The sequence below is a fragment of the Actinoplanes sp. NPDC049668 genome (assembly GCF_044465445.1).
Classification (GTDB): domain Bacteria; phylum Actinomycetota; class Actinomycetes; order Mycobacteriales; family Micromonosporaceae; genus Actinoplanes.
The window spans coordinates 94,236-112,499 of sequence record NZ_JBITLR010000007.1 but is presented as its reverse complement, the minus strand read 5'-3'; the positions used below and the strand labels follow the sequence as shown (position 1 = coordinate 112,499).

Below are 18,264 nucleotides of genomic sequence, written 5' to 3'. Positions count from 1 at the left end.
GGTCACCGGGTGTCCACCGTTCGACGGACACCCGCCCCGTGACGTCACTCCCAGCGGAACCAGCGGACGGCCGCGGTGAGCGACGCCGCGGCCCAGACGGTGAGGCTGAGCCAGGCGCTCGCCGGCACGGCGGCGCCGTCGGTCAGGGCCGCGCGCAGGGCCTCGGCGTGCGCGGCGAGCGGCAGCAGGAAGTGGCCCGCGGCGCCGAGGTCGGGCGCGGCGAACATGATGCCGCCGGCGGCCAGCATGAGCACGTAGATCAGGGTGGCCGCCGCCGTGGTCGTCTCGGGCCGCAGCACGCTGGCGATCAGCAGCGCTAGGCCGCAGTAGGCGGCCGTCGCCAGCACGGTCACGGCGAGCGCGGCCGGCAGCTGCGCGAGCTCCGGGCGCCAGCCGGCGATGACGCCGACCACGGCGAGGGCGACCAGCTGCAGGCCGACCAGGCACAGGATCGCCACGGTCTTGGCCAGCAGCAGGCCGGGGCGGGTGAGCGGGGACGCGCCGAGGCGCTTGAGCACGCCGTAGCCGCGCTCGTAGCCGGTGGTGATGGCCTGACCGGTGAAGGCCGTCGACATCACCGTCAGCGCGAGGACGCCGGGAACGACATAGCCCAGGCGGTCGTCGGTCGGCAGGTTGGTCGCGCGGGTCAGGCCCGCGCCGAGCAGGACCAGCAGGGGTACGCCCATGGCGAGCACCACGGCCTCGCCCCGGCGCGCGGTGAGCACCAGCTCCATGCGGATCTGCCGCAGCAGGACGGTCCGCATCGGCGCGCGGCCGGGCGCGGGGGTGAAGGTACCGGCGCTCGAACTCATCGCGCTGCTCCCGCGGTCAGTGCCAGATAGACGTCTTCGAGGGTGCGGCGCCGGGTGTCCACGGCGGTGACCTGCGCGCCCTCGGCGGCGAACCAGCCGAGCGCCGCCGCGATCGCGGCCGTGTCGAGGGCGCCGGCGATCTCGTACTCGCCGGGCGTGCTCTCGGTGACCTTCGCACCGACGCGCGCGGCGAGCTCGGCGACCGCGAGGCCGGGGTCCGCGCGTACCCGAAGGAGGTCGATGCCCGCCGCGGCCGTGAGCTCGGCCGGCGTGCCGGTTGCCGCGACCACGCCGGCGTCCATGATGACCACGTGGTCGGCGAGGCTCTCGGCCTCGTCGAGCAGGTGGGTGGTGAGCAGCACCGAGACGCCGTCCGCGCGCAGGTTCTCCACCAGCTCCCAGGTGGTCTGGCGGGCGCCGACGTCCATGCCCGCGGTCGGCTCGTCGAGGAAGACCAGCTCGGGGCGGCCGACCAGGGCGAGGGCCAGCGACAGCCGCTGCTGCTCGCCGCCGGAGAGCCGGCGGAACGTCGTCTTGGCGAACTTCCGCAGGCCGAGGCGGTCCAGCAGCATGTCGGTGTCGAGCGGGTTCGCGGCGAACGAGGCGAACAGGCGCAGGATCTCGCCGGCCGTGGCCCACGGGTAGACGCCGCCGGACTGCAGCATGATGCCGAGCCGGGGCATGAGCTCGTCGTGGTCGGCGACGGGATCGAGGCCGAGCACCCGGGCCGAGCCGGCGTCGGGGCCGCGGAAGCCCTCGCAAACCTGGAGCAGGCTGGTCTTGCCGGCGCCGTTGTTGCCGAGCAGGGCGAGGATCGAGCCGCGCGGGACGGTGAGCGACACGCCGTCGACGGCGACGACACCGCCGTATCTGACGACGACGTCCTTCACCTCGACGGCTGCTTCGCGCATGGCCGAAACTGTACCGACTGGGACGGACACCGCTCGGACGGCTCCGAGCGGTGTGGCTTTGCACCCATGCCTTGCGGACCCGCCGGAGTCCGATAGACTCACGCTGGGAGCGCTCCCAGAGGTTCCCGGTATTGCGGGGGCAGGCCGCCGGTCCGGTACCGGTTCCCCCCGGACGAGCCTGCGGCGTCACGCAGGCCCCGGCCCGGCGGCCTGACACCCGTCCGCCAAGCGCTTCGGTTAACAGCCCGTCACTCCGGGCAGGGCAGCACCCGGCGGCCTGACACCCGTGGGGTGGGTAGGGTTCTGGCCATGACAGCGCTGGCCACTCCGGTGGAGATCTACACCGATGGTGCGTGCATCCCCAACCCGGGACCCGGCGGCTGGGGCGCGGTCCTGCGCTGGGGCAGCACCGAGAAGGAGCTCTGCGGCGGCGAGGCCGGCACGACCACGAACAACCGGATGGAGCTCATGGCGCCGATCAGCGCCCTCGAGAGCCTGACCCGCGCGCCGCTGACCGTCCTGCTCTACACCGACAGCATCTACGTGCGCGACGGCATCACCAAGTGGATGCCCCGGTGGAAGACGAACGGCTGGCAGACCTCCGCGCGGCAGCCGGTCAAGAACGTCGACCTGTGGCAGCGCCTCGACGCCGCGGTCCGCCGGCACGACGTGCAGTGGCACTGGGTCAAGGGCCACGCGGGCCACCCGGAGAACGAGCGCGCCGACCGGCTCGCGGCCCGGGGCCTGCAGGAGGCGCTCGCCGCCGGCTGAAACCCGGGGAACCCCTACGTACGGACCCGGATCCGGAAATAAGGCCACGACCGCACGATGGGCTCGTGCCAGAGATCAGACCCGCCCGGCGATGGCCCATCGCCGTCATCCGTACGCTCACCGTCGTCCTGCTGCTGCAGGTGCTCACCCAGGCCGCGCTCGCCGGCGGCTTCGTCACCGGCAACGTCAAGCTGCTCGGCCTGCACAGCGCGAACGCGATCCTGCTCGTGCTCACCTCGGCGGCGCTGCTGCCCGCGACGATCCTGCTGGTCCGCCCGGGCCGCGGGCCGTGGTGGCCGATCGCGTTCAGCGTCGCGCTGTGGTGGACGATCGTGATGCAGGTCGGTCTCGGCTTCGCCCGCCAGGTCGGGCTGCACATCCCGCTCGGCATGGCCGTCATGGCCCTGACCGCGGCGCTCACCTGGTGGGCCTTCGCCTACCGCCCCGCCCTCGCCGCCGGCACCCCCTCGTGAACCCTGTCGTATCGCGGCGCGGCCTGCTCGCCCTGGCCGGCGCCGCCGCACTCGCCGGCTGCGGACGGCCCGCGGACGGCCCCGGCACCGGATCCCTGTTGACCAGCTCGGTGCCCCTGCCGGAGCGTTTCCGCACGCCGCTGGCGATCCCGCCGGTCGCCCGCCCGACGCTGACCAACTCCGCCGGCGACCACATCACCATCACCCAGCGCGTGGCCGACGCCCGCCTGCTGCCGGACCACACCACGCGGATCTGGGGCTACGACGGCATCTTCCCCGGCCCGACGATCCGCGCCCGCCGCGGCCGCCCGCTCACCGTGACCATGCGCAACGAGCTGCCCGTGCCGACCTCCACCCACCTGCACGGCGGCGTCACCCCGGCGGACTCCGACGGCTTCCCGCTCGACCTGACCACCCCGGCCGGCTACTCCCCCGCCCCGCCGCACCAGCACGGCGCCGGCGCGCGGGTGCACGAGGTCAGCCGCGACTACCGCTACCCGATGAACCAGCGGGCGGCGACGCTCTGGTACCACGACCACCGGATGGACTTCACCGCGCCGCAGGTGTGGCGCGGCCTCGCCGGCATGATGATCATCTCGGACGACGAGGAGGACGCGCTGCCGCTGCCGCGCGGCGACCGGGACCTGCCGCTGCTGATCTGCGACCGGGCGTTCGAGGCCGACGGCTCGCTGCGCTACCCGATGCGGGACATGTCGATGGCGTCCCCGGGCGCCGACGGCGAGTTCCGCTCCGGGCTCTTCGGCGACATCATCCTGGTCAACGGCGTCGCCTGGCCGCGCCACGAGGTGGCGAACGTCCGCTACCGCCTACGGCTGGTCAACGGCTCGAACGCCCGCCGCTACCGGCTCGGGCTCAGCACCGGCGCGGAGCTGATCCAGATCGGCACCGACGACGGCCTGCTGGCGGCGCCGGTCCCGCTCCCGGAGATCGTCCTGTCCCCCGGCGAACGCTGCGACGTGCTCGTCGACTTCTCCGGGTACCCGATCGGCACCGAGGTGACGCTGCTCAACGGCTTCGGGACCGGCCCGGCCGGGGAGGTCATGCGCTTCGTGGTCACCGGCAAGGCGAAGGACGACAGCCGGGTTCCCGCCCGGCTCTCGCGGGTGCCGGCGCTCACCCGGGCGGACGCGGTCCGGGTGCGCCAGTTCGACTTCCGCTACGGCGGCGGCCGGTGGCAGATCAACAATCAGCCGTACGACCCGGCCGGCTCGCTCGCCGCGCCGCGGCTCGGCACGGTCGAGCTGTGGCGCTTCACCAGCGACTTCCACCACCCGGTGCATGTGCACCTCGGGCACTTCCAGGTGCTGTCGCGCAGCGGACGGAGCCCGGAGCCGTGGGAGGGTGGGTGGAAGGACACCGTGGACGTGCGGCCGTACGAGGCGGTCGAGGTGCTGGTGCGGTTCGCCGGGTACCGCGGCCGGTACATGCTGCACTGCCACAACCTCGAGCACGAGGACATGGCGATGATGGCGAACTTCGACGTCGTCTGATCAGCCGTCGGCGGGGTCGAGGCGGCGCAGCACGCGCAGGAACGTGCGCCGGTCCGCCTCGGCCGGCCCGGCCGGGAGACGCTCCTCGCGCGGATGGCCTTCGCCGCGAACGAGCTCGACCTCCTGCTGCCCGAGATCCCGGGAACGCCGGTGCCCCGGCGGCTCGCCATCGGCTTCCACCTGGTCGACAACGTCGTGCACAGCTGGGACGTGGCGAGCCCGCTCGGCGCCGGCTACGCGCTGCCGGACGACGTGCTCGCCGCCGCCCTGCCGATCGCCGAGCCGGCTGGGGCCGGGCGCGGCCTTCGCGCCTCGGCCTGCCGGACCCCGGAGGCTCCCCGCTGGATCGGATTCTCGCGCTCCTCGGCCGCGATGTCGTACCCCGCCGCTAGCGTCCACACCATGAACTACGGCGTCATCCTGCCCGGCGGCACCGCCCCCGAGCAGCTGCAGCAAGCGGTCCTCGCCGAACAGTCCGGCTGGGACGGCGTCTTCGTCTGGGAGTCCGCGTCCGGCGTCGACGCCTGGAGCCTGCTCGCCGCGATCGCCGCCGCGACGACCCGGATCCGGCTCGGCACCATCCTGACGCCGCTGCCCTGGCGCCGCCCGTGGAAGGTGGCGAGCCAGGTGGCGACGGTCGACCAGCTCTCCGCCGGCCGGGCCGTCCTCGGCATAGGCGTCGGCGCGCTCGACGCCGGCCTGCCGCAGACCGGCGAGGTCACCGACCTGCGCGAACGAGCCGCCATGATGGACGAGGGCATCGACCTCATCCGCACCCTCTGGGCGGGCGGCACCAGCCACCACGGCCCGCACTACGACTACGAGGCACCGCGCGGCGACGACACCGGCGACCCGGTCGGCCGCCCGGTGCAGAAGCGCATCCCGATCTGGGTGGTGGCCGTCTGGCCCAGGCCGAAATCGCTGCGCCGCGTGCTCAAATGCGACGGCGTGATCCCCAACAACGCGAACGGCCCCGACGAGATCCGCGAGCTGCGCGCCTGGCTCATCGAACGGGGCGCACCGGAGACCCTCGACATCCTCGCCGAGGGCGAGACCCCCGGCCACGACCCCGCGGCCGCCTGGGCGCAGGTGTCGCCGCTGGCCGAGGCCGGCTGCACGTGGTGGATGGAGACCCGCTGGCAGCTGCCGCACCACAACGCGGCCCGCATGCACGAGATCCGCGAACGCATCGCCGCCGGCCCACCCAGGATCCCGGCATGACCACACCCACCAGGTCCGTTCCCGGCGCCCCGCTCACCGGCCCGCGCAGCCACCTACCTCACCAGCCCAACCGGCGCGTGTCTCGTGCCGCTCGCGGTTGCGCGAATCCGCATACCGATGCCGTTCACGCTGCTCGGCATTCGTCGGCGCGCAGCACGCGCCGGGCGGCGTGCTCCGCGCACCCGGCGGCGTGTCCCGCTAGGGCGCCGGATCGCCTGGCCGCACCCGACCTGCCCGCCCCCCTTCTCGTCACCGGCGGCGCGCCGAATCGCCGCCGGTGGGACAGGATGACCCGATGACCAAGCTGACCGGACGACAGATCGCCGACGCGGCGCTGGACGGGTGGGTCTACCTGCTCGGCGGCCTGCAGACCCGGATCAAGACCGCCGACTTCGCGGCCGGCCTCGCACTGGCCGGCGCCATCGGCGCCGCGGCCGACGAGCAGAACCACCACCCCGACCTCGACCTGCGCTACGACCACGTCGACGTCAGGCTCACCAGCCACGACACCGGCGGCGTCACCGAGCGGGACCTCCGCCTGGCCCGCACCGTCTCCACACTGGCCGCCGACGCCGGCACCCGAACCAGCGCCGAGGGCCTCTCCCGGCTCGAACTAGCGCTCGACTCACCGGCCTACTCGAAGGTCCTGCCGTTCTGGGGCGCGGTGCTGGGCCTGGAGCAGCCCCCAGGATCGGAGCCCACCGACGAGCTGAGCGACCCGACCGGCGTCCTACCCACCCTGTGGTTCCAGGAGTCCGGCGCCGACGAGCCGCGCCAACGCTGGCACCCCGACCTCTGGCTGGACCCCGCGGAGGTCGCGCCCCGCATCGACGCCGCCCTTGCGGCGGGCGGCACCCTGGTCAGCGACGCGGAGGCACCAAGCTTCTGGGTCCTCGCCGACCCGGAAGGCAACATGGTCTGCCTCTGCACCTGGCAAGACCGCACCTGACCCACCACACCAACCCAGCCCACCAAGCGGGATCCCCGCCAACCCGGCCCTCACCAACCCGAAGACCGACACCACCTGCCAACACACCCGGCCAGCTCCCGTAGCCGACCCACCACACCAGCCCGGACACCAATAAAATCCGCCGGCGCACCCGGCGGGACCCCAGTCAACCCGGCGCTCACCCACCCGAAGACCAACACAATCCGCCGGCGCACTCGGCAGGACCTCAGCCGCCCGGCCTCACCCACTAGCCCGGAGACCCACACGATCTGCCAGCACACTCGGCGGGACCGTGGCTGACCTATCGCCCGATCCGGTTCCGCGCGGGCGCCGGCGATGATTTGAACGGTGGTTGAGAGTGACCGCAGATGCGGACGGATTGCCCGAGGTGCGCCTCCGGACAGTCGAGGACGACGACGTTGCTGTGTTCTTCGCGCACCAGACAGACCCGGAGGCCACCGAGATGGCCGCGTTCCCCGCGCGCGACCGTGACCGGTTCGACGCGCACTGGGCGAAGATCCGTCTCGACGACTCGAAGATCCTGCGGACCATCCTGGCCGACGGCATCGTCGCCGGCTACATCTGCGGCTGGCAGGACGGCGGTCTGCGGCTGGTCGGCTACTGGATCGGGCGCGAACACTGGGGGCGGGCCGTAGCGACCCGGGCGCTCAGCCAATTCATCGACGAGGTCCCGGTGCGGCCGCTGCACGCCCACGTCGCCACCCGCAATGCCGGTTCGATCCGCGTGCTGCAGAAGTGTGGCTTCCGCCGCGACCATGCGCAGGAGGCCAGGACGCCCGCGCCCGCCGACGGGATCGAGGAATACATCTTCGTTCTCACCGAATAGGACCAGGGCCGGTCGCGGCTCAAGCGGATGACCCGGAGATCGTCTGGGCCGGCCTGCCGACGGTGGAGGGCGAGGAGCCGCTGCTCCTCGACGATGCCCGGGGCAGCCTACGTTCCGTGCGGGTCGGCCGCGTTGAGCATCGTGACGACCTGGTCGTAGTCGCCGCGCGCCTCGCCGTAGCGGAGGAACTTCACCCGCTCGACCTGGATCTCCTTCGCGTCGGGCCGCGACTCGAGCAGCCCGACCACCTCGGCCACGAACTCGTCGAGCGGCATCGCGAACTCGCTGCTCTCCTGCCCGGGCAGCAGCGAGGTACGCACGGAGGGCGGCACCAGCTCGACCACCTGCACGGAAGTGTCCGCCAGCTGCAGCCGGATCGACTCGCTGAGCATGTGGATCGCGGCCTTCGACGCGTTGTAGCTCGGGGTGGCTCTCAGCGGCGCGAACGCGAGGCCCGAGGACACCGTCACAATGGTGGCGTCCGGCCGCGCACGCAGGTGCTCGATGAACGCGGCGATGAGGCGGATCGGGCCGAGCACGTTGGTCGTGATGGTCGCCTCGGCCGACTCCAGAAACGACCCGGGTGTGTGCCAGTCCTCGACGCGCATGATGCCGGCCATGGTGACGAGGACGTTGAGGTCCGGGTGCCTCGCCAGCACCTCCTTGGCGGCGGCGTCGATGCTCGCGGGATCCGCCGTGTCGATCTGGACGGTGTCGACGTCGGGATGCTCGGCGGCGATCTGCTCAAGCAACTCGGCGCGCCGGCCACCGACGATGACTTGGTTGCCTCTGGCCCGCAGCGCGAGCGCGAGGGCCAGGCCGATGCCGCTCGTGGAGCCGGGGATGAAAACGGTGTTCCCGGAGATGTTCATGCGACGAGCCTCGCCGGTCTTCCCGGACGGATGAAGAGATTCACGATACCTGCTTCGCCCCTCGCCGCCGGCGGATACCGGGATCATGATCGTGCGGCACCGGCCAACTTCCTGCACCGTCGGAAGGCGCCGCAGCCGGAAGGCGCCGCAGCCGGAAGGCCCCGCAGCCCGGGGACGGTCTTCACCCAGGCGGTCCGCGCCGACGACGTGCGCGGGCCTCCGTGACCGGGTTGTAGTAGCCGTCCTCGTCGGGCTCACGACGGGCGCGCGCCGGCGCCGCCCCTGGCGAGGGTCGATTCCGGCACCGACGGCGCGGCTCCTACAGGTTGATCTCGTAGTCCATCAAGACCGGATATGGCGGGAACGTGCTTCGTGTCAGGCGCCGCGCCGAGGTCCAGCCCATCCGCTCGTAGAACCGGCGGGCCCGGTGATTCTGTTCGAAGACGCGAAGCCACGCCGCCGGATCACCGGCGCGCGCCAGGCGCTCGATGAGTTCGCCGTGGACGGCGGCGGCCAGCCCTGTCCCCCAGGTCTCCACCGCCGTGCCGAAGTGAAGGAGCTGGTTGCCGCGAACCGCCGCGAAGCCTTCGATTCTCCCTTCCTGCCGCACCACGACGTAGGCGTCCACATCCGGGCTTGTGATCTCCCGGGCCCACCGTGCCGACAACGCGGAACGCGGGAACGGATAGGCATCCTGGGGAAAAATGTGCGCCAGGCCGATACGCGCCCCCGTCTCCTGCACATCAAGCAGCCCCGGAAGATCCGCCGGCGTGGCACCGCGCAAGAGCATGTGAGCAGCATGGCGGAGCACACCCGGCGACGGCGACCGATATCGTGCGCGCCCGGCGCGCGCTGCACGGGGAACACGCAAGCCGCCCGCCAAGCGCTCCCTAGGAACGCGCAAGCCGCCTGCCGAGCGCTACCCGGGGATGCGCAGGCCGCCTGCCAAACGCTGCCCGAAGAACACGCAAGCCACCCGCCGAGCACTACCCGGGGATGCGCAGGCCGCCTGCCAAACGCTGCCCGAAGAACACGCAAGCCACCCACGGACACGCAGGCCGCGGACACACAGGCCACCCGCCGAACGCTTCCCGGGAACACGCAGACTGCCCGCCGAGCGCTTTCCCGGGAACGCGCAGGCCGCCGCCAAACGCTGTCCGGGGAACGCGCAAGCCGCCTGGGCGAGCGCTGACCTCAACCCCGCGCCGCGCAGCCCTGTCGGGGCGGTTCGGTGGGGCGGTCAGGGGTCGGGGAGGCCGGCGATGTAGGCCGCCGCCACGCGTTTGGGGACCACCATGCGCCAGGCGTCGATCACCAGTTCCTCCATCTGGCGGTGGTCCAGCGCCGTCATCCACGCCTGCACCCACTGGAAGCGCATGTTCGTCGCGTTCGGCAGGTGGAAGACCTCCGGCTGGGACGCCACCAGGGCCGCGCGCTCCTCCCTGGGAAAGCCGAATCCCATGATCGTCTCGTCGCGGGAGAACGCCACATAGACGATCTGGCCCACCCGGAACTTCACGCGGTCATAGATGAGGTGCTCGCTCGTGCGGGGCAGCCTCAGCGCGACCTGGCGGACATCCTCCACAGTGACCATGCCGGCAGGCTAACGCCGGCCTACGACACTTTCCGGCGCGTCAGGATGAGCGTGGCCGCGGCACGAAGGGCGGGCGGGCCTCGTCGTCGGCCGGGACCGCGCCGCGAACCTTGGCCCGGGCGACCCGGTCCGGCGCAAGCCGGTAAGTCGGCGCCTGCACCAACTCGTCCGGTACCAGGTGCCGCCCGATTCCCTCCTCCTCGATGGACCCCGGCACACCCCGATCCGGCGGCGCGTCGACGAGATCCGCCGCCGGGAGGATGGCCGGTCGGAGCACCGCAGACGGCGGCGTGACCGACGCCTCCCGCATCGAGGTGATGGAGGGTACCGACCGCGAGGACGCCGACGCGACCACCGCCGTGCCCCGGGCCGCGCGCCGCGGGCCGATCAGCCGGGCCGCCATGCTGAACACGCTCCGTGTCGCGGTGTCGTATCCGTCCCGGTATGCCTCGTCACGGTCCAGGCCGGTGCGGTACCACTGGTGCAGGCGGCCGGCGGCGTAGCCGGTGGAGGCCGTGAACACGGCCACCAGCGCGATCAGGACGGTGTCGTCAGCGGGGGCGGTCATAGTGCGATTCTCGCCAGCCGCATCGACCGTTAGCTATAGCCCGTTTGACGTACCACGATCGGTCGACGGCGGCGTGTTCGCCGAAGTCCAGCGACCGGGGCCGCGCCGTCCGATGCTGGAGGGATGGCGATGTTCATGGACGTGCACGACGGGTTCTTCGGCACGACTCACGAGGAGCTCGACGCGGCGCACCGCGCCGACCTGCGGATCGAGGCCGAGGAGGGCGTGCACTTCGAGCGGGCCTGGCTCGACCCGGAGCTCGGCAAGGTGTTCTGCCTGTCGAGCGGGCCGAGCAAGGAGGCGGTCATGCGGGTGCACGAGCGGGCCGGGCACCCGGCGGCGGAGATCTACGAGCTGACCGTCGAGGTCTGAGCCCGGGCGGGACCGGCGCTCACGAGGAGGAGGGCCGGGGCCCGGGCGCGCCACTGGGAGGCCCGCCGGGGCCACCGGGGCCGCCGCCGCCCGCCGGCGGTGCACCGCCGCCACCCGTCTCGGTGCCGGTGGGGTCGATCGCGATCGTCAGCGTGGCGACATAGCCGTCGGTGACACTGCCGCTGACGGTGGCGAGCTCCGTCGCGGCCGAGTCGTCGCCGAAGACGTTGTCGGTGGCGAGCGTGACCTTGCTCAGGTTGGCGACGCTCGCGCGATAACCGTCGGTCGCGTAGACCGTGGCGGAGACGTCCTGCGGCAGGGCGATCTGCGAGGTCTTCACGATCGGCCCGGCGCCGCTGGTCGCGTGCTCCAGCGACCGGTACACCTCGAAGTGGATGTGCGGCCAGCGGCCGGAGTAGCAGCCGGGGAAGATGCTGGTGAACGTCACGGTTCCGGTGTCGTCGGCCGCCTGAACGCCGCGCAGGTAGTTCTGGTCGGTGATCCCGGTGGAGTACAGCGAGTAGTTGCCGTCCCGGTCGCAGTGCCACGCGTAGACCGCGGCCCCGGCGACGGCGGCGCCGTTCAGGTCGGTCACCCGCAGCGAGAACTCCAGCGGCACCCCCTCGGCGGTGCCGGAAGCGGTGCCGGACGCGGTGCCGGACGCGGTCCCGAACGACGACCGGATGTCCTTGCGCACGACGCCCTGCTCGGTCCGTACGTCGGGCCCGTTCGACCCGTCCGCCGGGTAAGGGCCGGCGGTCTCGGAGGCGACCTCGCCGGTGGCCGACCCGCTCGCGGCCGCCGTCACCTCGCCGTCGGCCGTGCTGTCGCACGCGGCGACCCCGCCGATCAGCGCCAGGGCGCCCGCACCGCCGAACGCCGCGAGCAGCCGGCGCCGCGACATCGTGCGCATGTCGAACTGCAGCCCCTTGTCGTGCACCCTGCGCACGTACGCGGCGTTGTCCCGGTCCTCTTGCTCCTGCACGGCGGTGGCCTTCCCTCGGAAAAACGTGTGCCGCAAGCAAAACCGGCTGGGCTGTGCGTGACCTGTGCCTTCCCTATGCCAGGCCCTTCAAAGATAGTTAAGAGCTGTTGCGCAACAACTCTTAACCATGTCAGAGTGGCGGCATGCCTCAGATCAGGGACGCGGCCGTACTCAAGGCGGTGGCGCATCCGGTCCGCCGCCGCCTGCTGGACGTGCTGCGGGTCGACGGACCGTCGATGCCGAGCGTGCTCGCCCGCTGCACCGGGCAGGCGGTCGCCAACGTCAGTCATCACCTGCGGGTGCTCGCCGAGGCCGGCCTCATCGAGGAGGCGCCGGAGCTGGCCCGCAACCGCAAGGAGCACTGGTGGCGCATGCCGGACCGCAGCATCAGCTGGAGTCTCGCGGACTTCGGCGGCGACGCGGCCGACCTGGCCGCGGCCGACGCCGCGGTGGCGCTCGACCTCCAGCGCCAGGTCGATCTGGTCTCCACCTGGCTGGGCAGCCCGGCATCGCGGGAGGAGCCGTGGACCGAAGCCGCGTTCTCCACCGACGGCTTCCTGCGGCTGAGCCCGGCCGAGCTGGCGGAGCTCGGCGCCGAGATCCAGCAGGTCATCGACCGCTACGCGGGCCGCCCCGAGGCCCCCGACCGGGAGCCGGTCTTCGTGATCGGCCGGGGCTTCCCGGCCCGCCCATGACCGCCGGGCGACCGGCCGACCACGGCCTACGCCGAGACGCCCAAAACCGGGACGCGCAGCATCAGGACGCGCAGGGTCGGGGGACGCAGCGCCGGGGCGTGCTGCGCGACGTCGACTTCCGCAGGCTGTGGGCGGGCATGACGGTCAGCCGGCTCGGCAGCTCGGTCGCCGCCGTGACCACGCCGTTGATCGCCGTCCAGGTGCTCGACGCCGGCGCGTTCGGCGTCAGCCTGCTCACCGCGGCGGCCTGGCTGCCGTGGCTGCTGATCGGGCTGCCCGCCGGCGCCTGGATCGACCGGGTCGCCCGCAAGCCGGTGATGGTGATCAGTGACCTGATCGCCGCGGCGCTGGTGATCAGTGTGCCGGTCGCGGCCTGGCTCGGCCGCCTGACCATGGCGCACCTGCTGACCGTTGCGCTGCTGCTCGGCGTCGCCACCGTCCTCTTCACCGTGGCCTGGACGGCCTACCTGCCGGCGATGTTCGACGCCGACGACCTCGTCGAGGCGAACTCGGCACTGCAGGGCACCGAGTCCGCGGCCCAGGTCGCCGGCCCGGCGGCGGGCGGCCTGCTGATCGCGGCCGTCAGCGCGGTCGCCGGCCTGGTGGTGGACGCGTTCAGCTTCCTGTTCTCGGCGTTCATGCTGTGGCGCATCCGCCGCACCGAGCGCCGGCCGGCGGTCACCGGCGAGAAAAGCGGCATCGCGGCCGGTGTCCGCTGGCTGATCCGCGACCGCTTCCTGCGCAACCTGACCGCGTACGGCGCGGCGGCGAACCTCTGGCTGACCGGCATGAACGCCATCACCGTCGTCTTCCTGGTCCGCGAGGTCGGCGTCAGCACCGCCGGTGTCGGCCTGCTGCTGGCTGCGGTCGCCCTGGGCGGTGTCGGCGCGGCCGCGGTCACCCCGCGGCTGGTCAACGGCCTCGGCGGGGCCCGCGCGCTGGTCGCCTGCAAGGTCTTCGGCGGGGTGGCGTCGCTGCTCGTACCCCTCACCCAGCCGGGGCCGGGCCTGTGCGTCTTCGTCGCCGGCATGCTCGGCATCACGGCCGGCTCCATCGCGGGCAACGTGGTGACCGCGAGCTTCCGCCAGGCGTACGTCCCGGCCGGGCTGCTCGGCCGGGTGCTGACCGGCATGCAGTTCGTGAACTACGGCGCGATCCCGGCCGGCGCCGTCCTCGGTGGCGCGGCCGCCGGCCTGCTGGGCACCCGAGGCGCCATGTGGATCATGGCAATCGGGTACGCCCTGAGCGGCCTGATCCTCCTGCTGGGTCCGCTCCGCGGCCGCCGCGACCTGCCGGTGGCCGACGTGGCCCTCGCGGGCTGACCGCCGGTCGCTCAGTGCGCGGCCGGCGCGGGGTCGGGCGCGGCGACCACGGGCCCGCGCCGCCGGACGAACGGCGAGAGGCGCGGCCGCCGCCGGGCGGCGAGGTCCTCGACCCAGCCGAGGACGAGGACGGCGACCCCGACGAGCGCGATCGCGATCGAGAAGTCGGCGGCGGTCGCGAGACCTTCGCTGGGCAGCCGCCAGAGCTCGAACCGGTCGTAGAGCGCGACCGCGACGGTGATGGCCACGTTGTGCCACAGGTAGATCGTCACGGCCCGGTTGTTCACCATCGACACCAGGCCGTCCAGCGGGCGGAACCGGGCCAGCCAGTCCATCCGCGGCGTCCAGCGCAGCAGGGCGAGCACGAAACCGACCGAGAAGATCGCGTACGCGACCGGGCGGTCGGTCAGGCCGGAGCCGTGCAGATACGCCCAGCCGAGGCCGCCGCCGACGCAGGCGGCGGCGACGCCGAGGACCGTCGCGGTGCGCAGCTTGGCGAGGTCGCCCTCGCGGTGCGCGAAGCCGAGCACCCAGCAGGCGCCGAACATCAGGACGTTGTGCGCGACCCAGGTGACGGTGTCGCCGAGCAGGTCCCGGTGCGCCATCAGCAGCATCAGCCCGACCAGCGGCAGCAGCACGGTCGGCAGGTTCCACCGCCGGTAGAGGCGCAGCAGCAGCGGCGAGAGCAGCACCAGCCAGAGGTAGGTGACCAGGTACCAGAGCACCCCGGCGGCCGGATAGCCGAACTCGCTCGACGGCGGGTCCGCGACCGGGAACGCCCAGAGCAGCAGGTGCGGCCAGGACGGCCGGTCCGGCCAGCCCTGCCAGATCATCAGCGGCACGACGATCAGGGCCATCACCCACAGCGCGGGCAGCAGCCGCCGCAGGCGGTTCCGGACCGCCCGGACCTCGGAGCGGTCCAGGGACTTCACCATCAGCGAGCCGCCGAGCGCGAACATGACGGCCATCGAGGGAAAGACGAGCTCGAGCGCGGCGATCGGAAACGCGTGGAAGACGACCACCCGGACGATCGCGAGGGTACGCAGAGTGTCGAAGTAGCGATCCCGCCCGGCCGGATTTACCTCGGTCATAGCGCCCCCAACAGCCACTACCGGCAAATCGCACGGCAACGATGAGCACAGACGGTAACGGCTTCACGATCAACACAGCGGGACCGAACGGACCGTACCGATCACCGGTCCGGCTCGGACACAGCGACCGGACGGACCGCAGCCGGGCGGTTACCGAGGTCGACATCGATGTCATAATTGCGGCCTGCGCCGGATTCGCCCGTCCGCGCACCACCGCCGAAGAGTTCGGAGCAGCATGTCCGCAGCCCGGTCCGCCGACGGGACCGTCGATGCCCCGGCCGAGCGCCGGCCGACGCTCACCCAGGTGGCCGCCCTCGCCGGGGTGAGCCTCAAGACGGCCTCGCGGGCGCTGAACAGCGAGCCGAACGTGGCCGAGGCCACCGGCCGGCGGGTCCGCGACGCGGCGGACCACCTCGGCTACCGGCTCAACGGCATCGCCCGGGAGCTGCGCCGCGGCGCGACCTCCGCGCTCGTCGGCCTGATCAGCGGCGACCTGACCAACCCGTTCTACTCGGCGGTGGCCAGCGGCATCGAGCGCGAGCTGCGCCAGCACGGCCTGCAGCTGGTGACGGCCAACAACGACGAGGACGCCGAGCTGGAGCACGCGCTGATCGACGCGTTCCTCGAGCGGCGGGTACGCGCCCTGCTGGTGGTGCCGAGCGCGGACCGGCACGCGTACCTGGCGATCGAGGGCAGCCGCGGCGTGCCGTTCGTCTTCCTGGACCGGCCGCCGGTCGGCCTCGACGCCGACGTGGTCGTTATCGACAACGCGGGCGGGGCGCGGGCCGCCGCGGAGCACCTGCTGACCCGCGGGCACCGGCGCATCGCGCTGGTCGCCGACCTGGCCCGGATGGTGCCGCAGCGCGGCCGGATCGAGGGCTTCCAGCAGGCGATGCGCGCCGCCGGCAACGACGAGTGGGAGCCGTTCCTGCGCACCGACGTGCACGACGTGAGCGGCGCCGAGCGGACGGTCCGCGAGCTGCTGGCGCTGGATCCGGCGCCGACGGCGCTGTTCACCACGAACAACCGGCTGACCACCGGCGCGCTGCGGGCGCTGAAGGAGCACGCCGACCCGCCGGCGCTGATCGGCTTCGACGACTTCGACCTGGCCGAGGTGATCGGCACGACGGTGGTGGCGCACGACGCGGTCGCGATGGGCCGCGAGGCGGCCCGGCTCGCCCTCGAGCGGATCGGCGGCCACTCGGGCCCGGCCCGTTCGATCGTCATCTCCACCTCCGTCATCGCCCGGGGCAGCGGGGAGCGGACGCCACGGACCGGTGACTGAACCGGGCGGACGGGCGCCGCCTCCCCTAGAGTTCGAGGGGTGACGCTGGAGATCGAACGTGCGCCGCTGTCGCGCATCGCCGTCACGGTGAAATCCGAGCAGGAGATCCGCGACGAGCGCCGCGCCGCCGCGCTGCGCACCGAGGTCGCCCTCAAGGTCACCCTGGTCACCCTCGCCTGGCTGGTCTCCACGTCGCTGCTGCTCGGCTGGGGAGTCACCGGCCAGCAGCGGCAGCCGGGCGCCATCCTGCTGGCGGCGCTGGTCGCCGTCGTCGGCCCGTTCGTCGGCGCGGTCATCGCGACCCGGCACGGCCAGTTCCGGCTCGGCGGGGTCTATGTGGTGCTGACGCTCGTCATGGTCCTTCCCGCGCTGAGCATGGTCCGGGCAGGATGAGGCCATGGCCGAGAAGGAAGAGCGTGACGGCGTACCGCTGACGAACCTGGACCAGGAGCTCTTCCCCGGCGCCGGCGCGACCAAGCGCGACCTGGTGGACTACCTGGACGCGGTCCGCGACCGGATCGTCCCGGTCCTGGCCGACCGGCCGCTGTCGGTGGTCCGGGTGCTGCGCGGCCAGGACCGCTTCATGCAGAAGAACCTGCCGAAGTACACGCCGGAGTGGGTTCCGCGCACCGCGGTGTGGGCCGAGGCGTCACACCGCGAGGTGCAGTACGCCCTCTGCAACGACCGCCGCACGCTGCTGTGGTTCGCCAACCAGCGCGCTGTCGAGTACCACCCGACGCTGATGACCATCGACGACCGCGACCGGCCCACCCACCTGATCATGGATCTGGATCCGCCGGAGGGCGCCGCGTTCGACGCGGTCGTGCGGGCGGCCGGGCTGGTCCGGCGGGCGCTGACCGACGCGGGCATGTCCGGCGCCGTGAAGACCAGCGGGTCCAAGGGCGTGCACATCTTCGTGCCGCTCGACGGCAACGCCGCCACCGTCGACGTGGCCGCCGCGACCCGGGCGCTCGCGGCCCGCGCCGAACGGCTCGACCCGGAGCTCGCCACCACCGCGTTCATCCGCGAGGACCGGCACGGCAAGGTCTTCCTGGACGCCACCCGCGCGGGCGGCGCCACCGTGGTGGCCGCGTACAGCCCGCGGATCCGGCCGGGTGTTCCGGTGTCGTTCCCGGTCGGGTGGGACGACCTCGGCGACGTGACACCGGCCGACTTCACCGTGCACACCGCGCCCGGCCTGCTGAAGGACCGCGACCCCTGGGCGGACGCGATGCCGGCGCCGCAGCCGCTCGACGCGGGCCTGGTCGAGGAGGGCCACACCATCCCGGTGGCCCGGGTGGCCGCGATGCACGAGGGCAAACGCCGCGCCCGGGCGAAGCGCGCCGAGGGCGACGGCTAGGAGACCAGGTCGCGCCAGAAGGCGACGCTCGGCCGGCCGGGCTCGGCCCGCGCGCCGCCGAACTCGGCGCTCAGGTAGGCGGGCAGGTTCGCGCCGTAGCTGATGATGTCGGTCTGCATCACCGATAGCACTGGGTGTCCCGAAACGCCGTGTCCGGCCGGCAGGTAGCGGTGCGAATAGACCGGGATCAGCCGCGGCACGGTCAGCAGCAGCCGGCGGGCGGCCAGCACCGCGTCCGCCGCCGACTCGGGGCACGGGCCCCAGCCCTCGTACCAGAAGCCGTTCTCGGCCACGTCGAAGAGCACGCCCTCGACCGGCATGGCCAGGCGCTCGCGCAGCTGGCCGCGGTCGCCGTCGCGCCAGTCGGGCCAGCCGCGGCCGACGGGCAGCGCGGCGCTGAGGAAGGCGCGGTGGTCGTCGGCGAACGTGAACCCGAACTCCTGCTCGACCCCGGCTATCTCGGAGTCGGAGAGCCCCGGGCGGAGCGTGAAGCGGCCGTATGAGGCGAGCAGTTCTGCGGCGGCGGCACCATCGGCGATCACGGCATCAGCCTAGGGCGACATACGTCGATCGGTGTAGACCCGTACTCCGGGGGAGTCACTCGCAGAGACGCCGCGGGGACGAC

Annotated in this window: 21 protein-coding genes; 12 read left to right on the top strand and 9 right to left on the bottom strand. The window is 72.7% G+C overall.

The window, feature by feature from the left end:
- Positions 1-44 precede the first annotated feature (44 nt).
- Together ACIBSW_RS28685 and ACIBSW_RS28680 are read right to left on the bottom strand one after the other, a co-directional pair.
- Positions 45-812 (bottom strand): ABC transporter permease, encoded by a 768-nt coding sequence (locus tag ACIBSW_RS28685; protein WP_354718793.1) that lies wholly within the window; start codon positions 810-812, stop codon positions 45-47.
- Positions 809-1,723 carry an ABC transporter ATP-binding protein gene (locus tag ACIBSW_RS28680; RefSeq protein WP_354718795.1) on the bottom strand — a complete coding sequence of 305 codons (915 nt, stop codon included), beginning with the start codon at positions 1,721-1,723 and terminating at the stop codon, positions 809-811. Before ACIBSW_RS28680 ends, ACIBSW_RS28685 begins: the two co-directional genes overlap by 4 nt.
- A gap of 309 nt (positions 1,724-2,032) precedes the next feature.
- Between ACIBSW_RS28680 and rnhA the strand changes: the two genes are divergently transcribed.
- The 6 genes from rnhA to ACIBSW_RS28650 all read left to right on the top strand — a co-directional run bounded on the left by rnhA (position 2,033) and on the right by ACIBSW_RS28650 (position 7,495).
- The gene (gene rnhA / locus ACIBSW_RS28675) at positions 2,033-2,494 is read left to right on the top strand and encodes a ribonuclease HI (RefSeq protein ID WP_354718797.1); all 462 of its coding nucleotides are present in this window, start codon (positions 2,033-2,035) and stop codon (positions 2,492-2,494) included.
- A gap of 65 nt (positions 2,495-2,559) precedes the next feature.
- Positions 2,560-2,967 (top strand): hypothetical protein, encoded by a 408-nt coding sequence (locus ACIBSW_RS28670; protein WP_354718799.1) that lies wholly within the window; start codon positions 2,560-2,562, stop codon positions 2,965-2,967.
- The gene (locus ACIBSW_RS28665) at positions 2,964-4,478 is read left to right on the top strand and encodes a multicopper oxidase domain-containing protein (RefSeq protein ID WP_354718800.1); all 1,515 of its coding nucleotides are present in this window, start codon (positions 2,964-2,966) and stop codon (positions 4,476-4,478) included. Before ACIBSW_RS28670 ends, ACIBSW_RS28665 begins: the two co-directional genes overlap by 4 nt.
- Before the next feature lie 93 nt (positions 4,479-4,571).
- The gene (locus ACIBSW_RS28660) at positions 4,572-5,699 is read left to right on the top strand and encodes an LLM class flavin-dependent oxidoreductase (protein WP_354718802.1); all 1,128 of its coding nucleotides are present in this window, start codon (positions 4,572-4,574) and stop codon (positions 5,697-5,699) included.
- Positions 5,700-5,994: 295 nt separating this feature from the next.
- Complete coding sequence (locus tag ACIBSW_RS28655) at positions 5,995-6,648, top strand: 4a-hydroxytetrahydrobiopterin dehydratase (RefSeq protein ID WP_354718804.1); 654 nt, start codon at positions 5,995-5,997, stop codon at positions 6,646-6,648.
- Positions 6,649-7,006: 358 nt separating this feature from the next.
- On the top strand, positions 7,007-7,495 hold the full coding sequence (locus ACIBSW_RS28650; protein WP_354718806.1) for a GNAT family N-acetyltransferase: 489 nt from the start codon (positions 7,007-7,009) through the stop codon (positions 7,493-7,495).
- A 107-nt stretch (positions 7,496-7,602) separates the two neighbouring features.
- On the opposite strand, the gene ACIBSW_RS28645 is transcribed toward ACIBSW_RS28650, so the two are convergent.
- The 4 genes from ACIBSW_RS28645 to ACIBSW_RS28630 all read right to left on the bottom strand — a co-directional run bounded on the left by ACIBSW_RS28645 (position 7,603) and on the right by ACIBSW_RS28630 (position 10,529).
- Complete coding sequence (locus ACIBSW_RS28645; RefSeq protein WP_354718807.1) at positions 7,603-8,367, bottom strand: SDR family NAD(P)-dependent oxidoreductase; 765 nt, start codon at positions 8,365-8,367, stop codon at positions 7,603-7,605.
- 319 nt (positions 8,368-8,686) lie between these two features.
- Complete coding sequence (locus ACIBSW_RS28640; RefSeq protein WP_354718809.1) at positions 8,687-9,157, bottom strand: GNAT family N-acetyltransferase; 471 nt, start codon at positions 9,155-9,157, stop codon at positions 8,687-8,689.
- A gap of 450 nt (positions 9,158-9,607) precedes the next feature.
- The gene (locus tag ACIBSW_RS28635; protein ID WP_354718811.1) at positions 9,608-9,961 is read right to left on the bottom strand and encodes an MmcQ/YjbR family DNA-binding protein; all 354 of its coding nucleotides are present in this window, start codon (positions 9,959-9,961) and stop codon (positions 9,608-9,610) included.
- 40 nt (positions 9,962-10,001) lie between these two features.
- Positions 10,002-10,529 (bottom strand): hypothetical protein, encoded by a 528-nt coding sequence (locus ACIBSW_RS28630; protein ID WP_354718813.1) that lies wholly within the window; start codon positions 10,527-10,529, stop codon positions 10,002-10,004.
- Positions 10,530-10,652: 123 nt separating this feature from the next.
- Here ACIBSW_RS28630 and ACIBSW_RS28625 point away from each other — a divergent pair, with 123 nt between their 5' ends.
- Positions 10,653-10,901 (top strand): SCO4226 family nickel-binding protein, encoded by a 249-nt coding sequence (locus ACIBSW_RS28625; protein ID WP_354718814.1) that lies wholly within the window; start codon positions 10,653-10,655, stop codon positions 10,899-10,901.
- A gap of 19 nt (positions 10,902-10,920) precedes the next feature.
- Here the strand turns inward: ACIBSW_RS28625 and ACIBSW_RS28620 are convergent, their stop codons facing one another.
- Positions 10,921-11,886 (bottom strand): intradiol ring-cleavage dioxygenase, encoded by a 966-nt coding sequence (locus ACIBSW_RS28620; protein WP_354718816.1) that lies wholly within the window; start codon positions 11,884-11,886, stop codon positions 10,921-10,923.
- A gap of 143 nt (positions 11,887-12,029) precedes the next feature.
- Here ACIBSW_RS28620 and ACIBSW_RS28615 point away from each other — a divergent pair, with 143 nt between their 5' ends.
- Together ACIBSW_RS28615 and ACIBSW_RS28610 are read left to right on the top strand one after the other, a co-directional pair.
- Complete coding sequence (locus tag ACIBSW_RS28615) at positions 12,030-12,581, top strand: helix-turn-helix domain-containing protein (protein WP_354718818.1); 552 nt, start codon at positions 12,030-12,032, stop codon at positions 12,579-12,581.
- Positions 12,578-13,903, top strand: coding sequence for an MFS transporter (locus ACIBSW_RS28610; protein WP_354718820.1), 1,326 nt, complete (start codon positions 12,578-12,580; stop codon positions 13,901-13,903). Before ACIBSW_RS28615 ends, ACIBSW_RS28610 begins: the two co-directional genes overlap by 4 nt.
- A gap of 11 nt (positions 13,904-13,914) precedes the next feature.
- Here the strand turns inward: ACIBSW_RS28610 and ACIBSW_RS28605 are convergent, their stop codons facing one another.
- Positions 13,915-14,994 carry an acyltransferase gene (locus ACIBSW_RS28605; protein WP_354718822.1) on the bottom strand — a complete coding sequence of 360 codons (1,080 nt, stop codon included), beginning with the start codon at positions 14,992-14,994 and terminating at the stop codon, positions 13,915-13,917.
- Between the two features lie 235 nt (positions 14,995-15,229).
- Here ACIBSW_RS28605 and ACIBSW_RS28600 point away from each other — a divergent pair, with 235 nt between their 5' ends.
- The 3 genes from ACIBSW_RS28600 to ligD are packed head-to-tail and all read left to right on the top strand — an operon-like array spanning position 15,230 to position 17,639.
- A complete protein-coding gene (locus tag ACIBSW_RS28600) occupies positions 15,230-16,279 on the top strand; it encodes a LacI family DNA-binding transcriptional regulator (RefSeq protein ID WP_354718824.1) in 1,050 nt (349 codons plus the stop codon).
- 39 nt (positions 16,280-16,318) lie between these two features.
- Positions 16,319-16,672: a hypothetical protein gene (locus tag ACIBSW_RS28595; protein WP_354718826.1), complete on the top strand. Its 354-nt coding sequence runs from the start codon at positions 16,319-16,321 to the stop codon at positions 16,670-16,672.
- 4 nt (positions 16,673-16,676) lie between these two features.
- Positions 16,677-17,639, top strand: a complete 963-nt coding sequence (ligD, locus tag ACIBSW_RS28590) for a non-homologous end-joining DNA ligase (protein ID WP_354718828.1) — start codon at positions 16,677-16,679, stop codon at positions 17,637-17,639.
- Here ligD and ACIBSW_RS28585 read toward each other — a convergent pair.
- Positions 17,636-18,181, bottom strand: coding sequence for a hypothetical protein (locus ACIBSW_RS28585; RefSeq protein ID WP_354718830.1), 546 nt, complete (start codon positions 18,179-18,181; stop codon positions 17,636-17,638). The genes ligD and ACIBSW_RS28585 overlap by 4 nt on opposite strands.
- Positions 18,182-18,264: the final 83 nt, after the last annotated feature.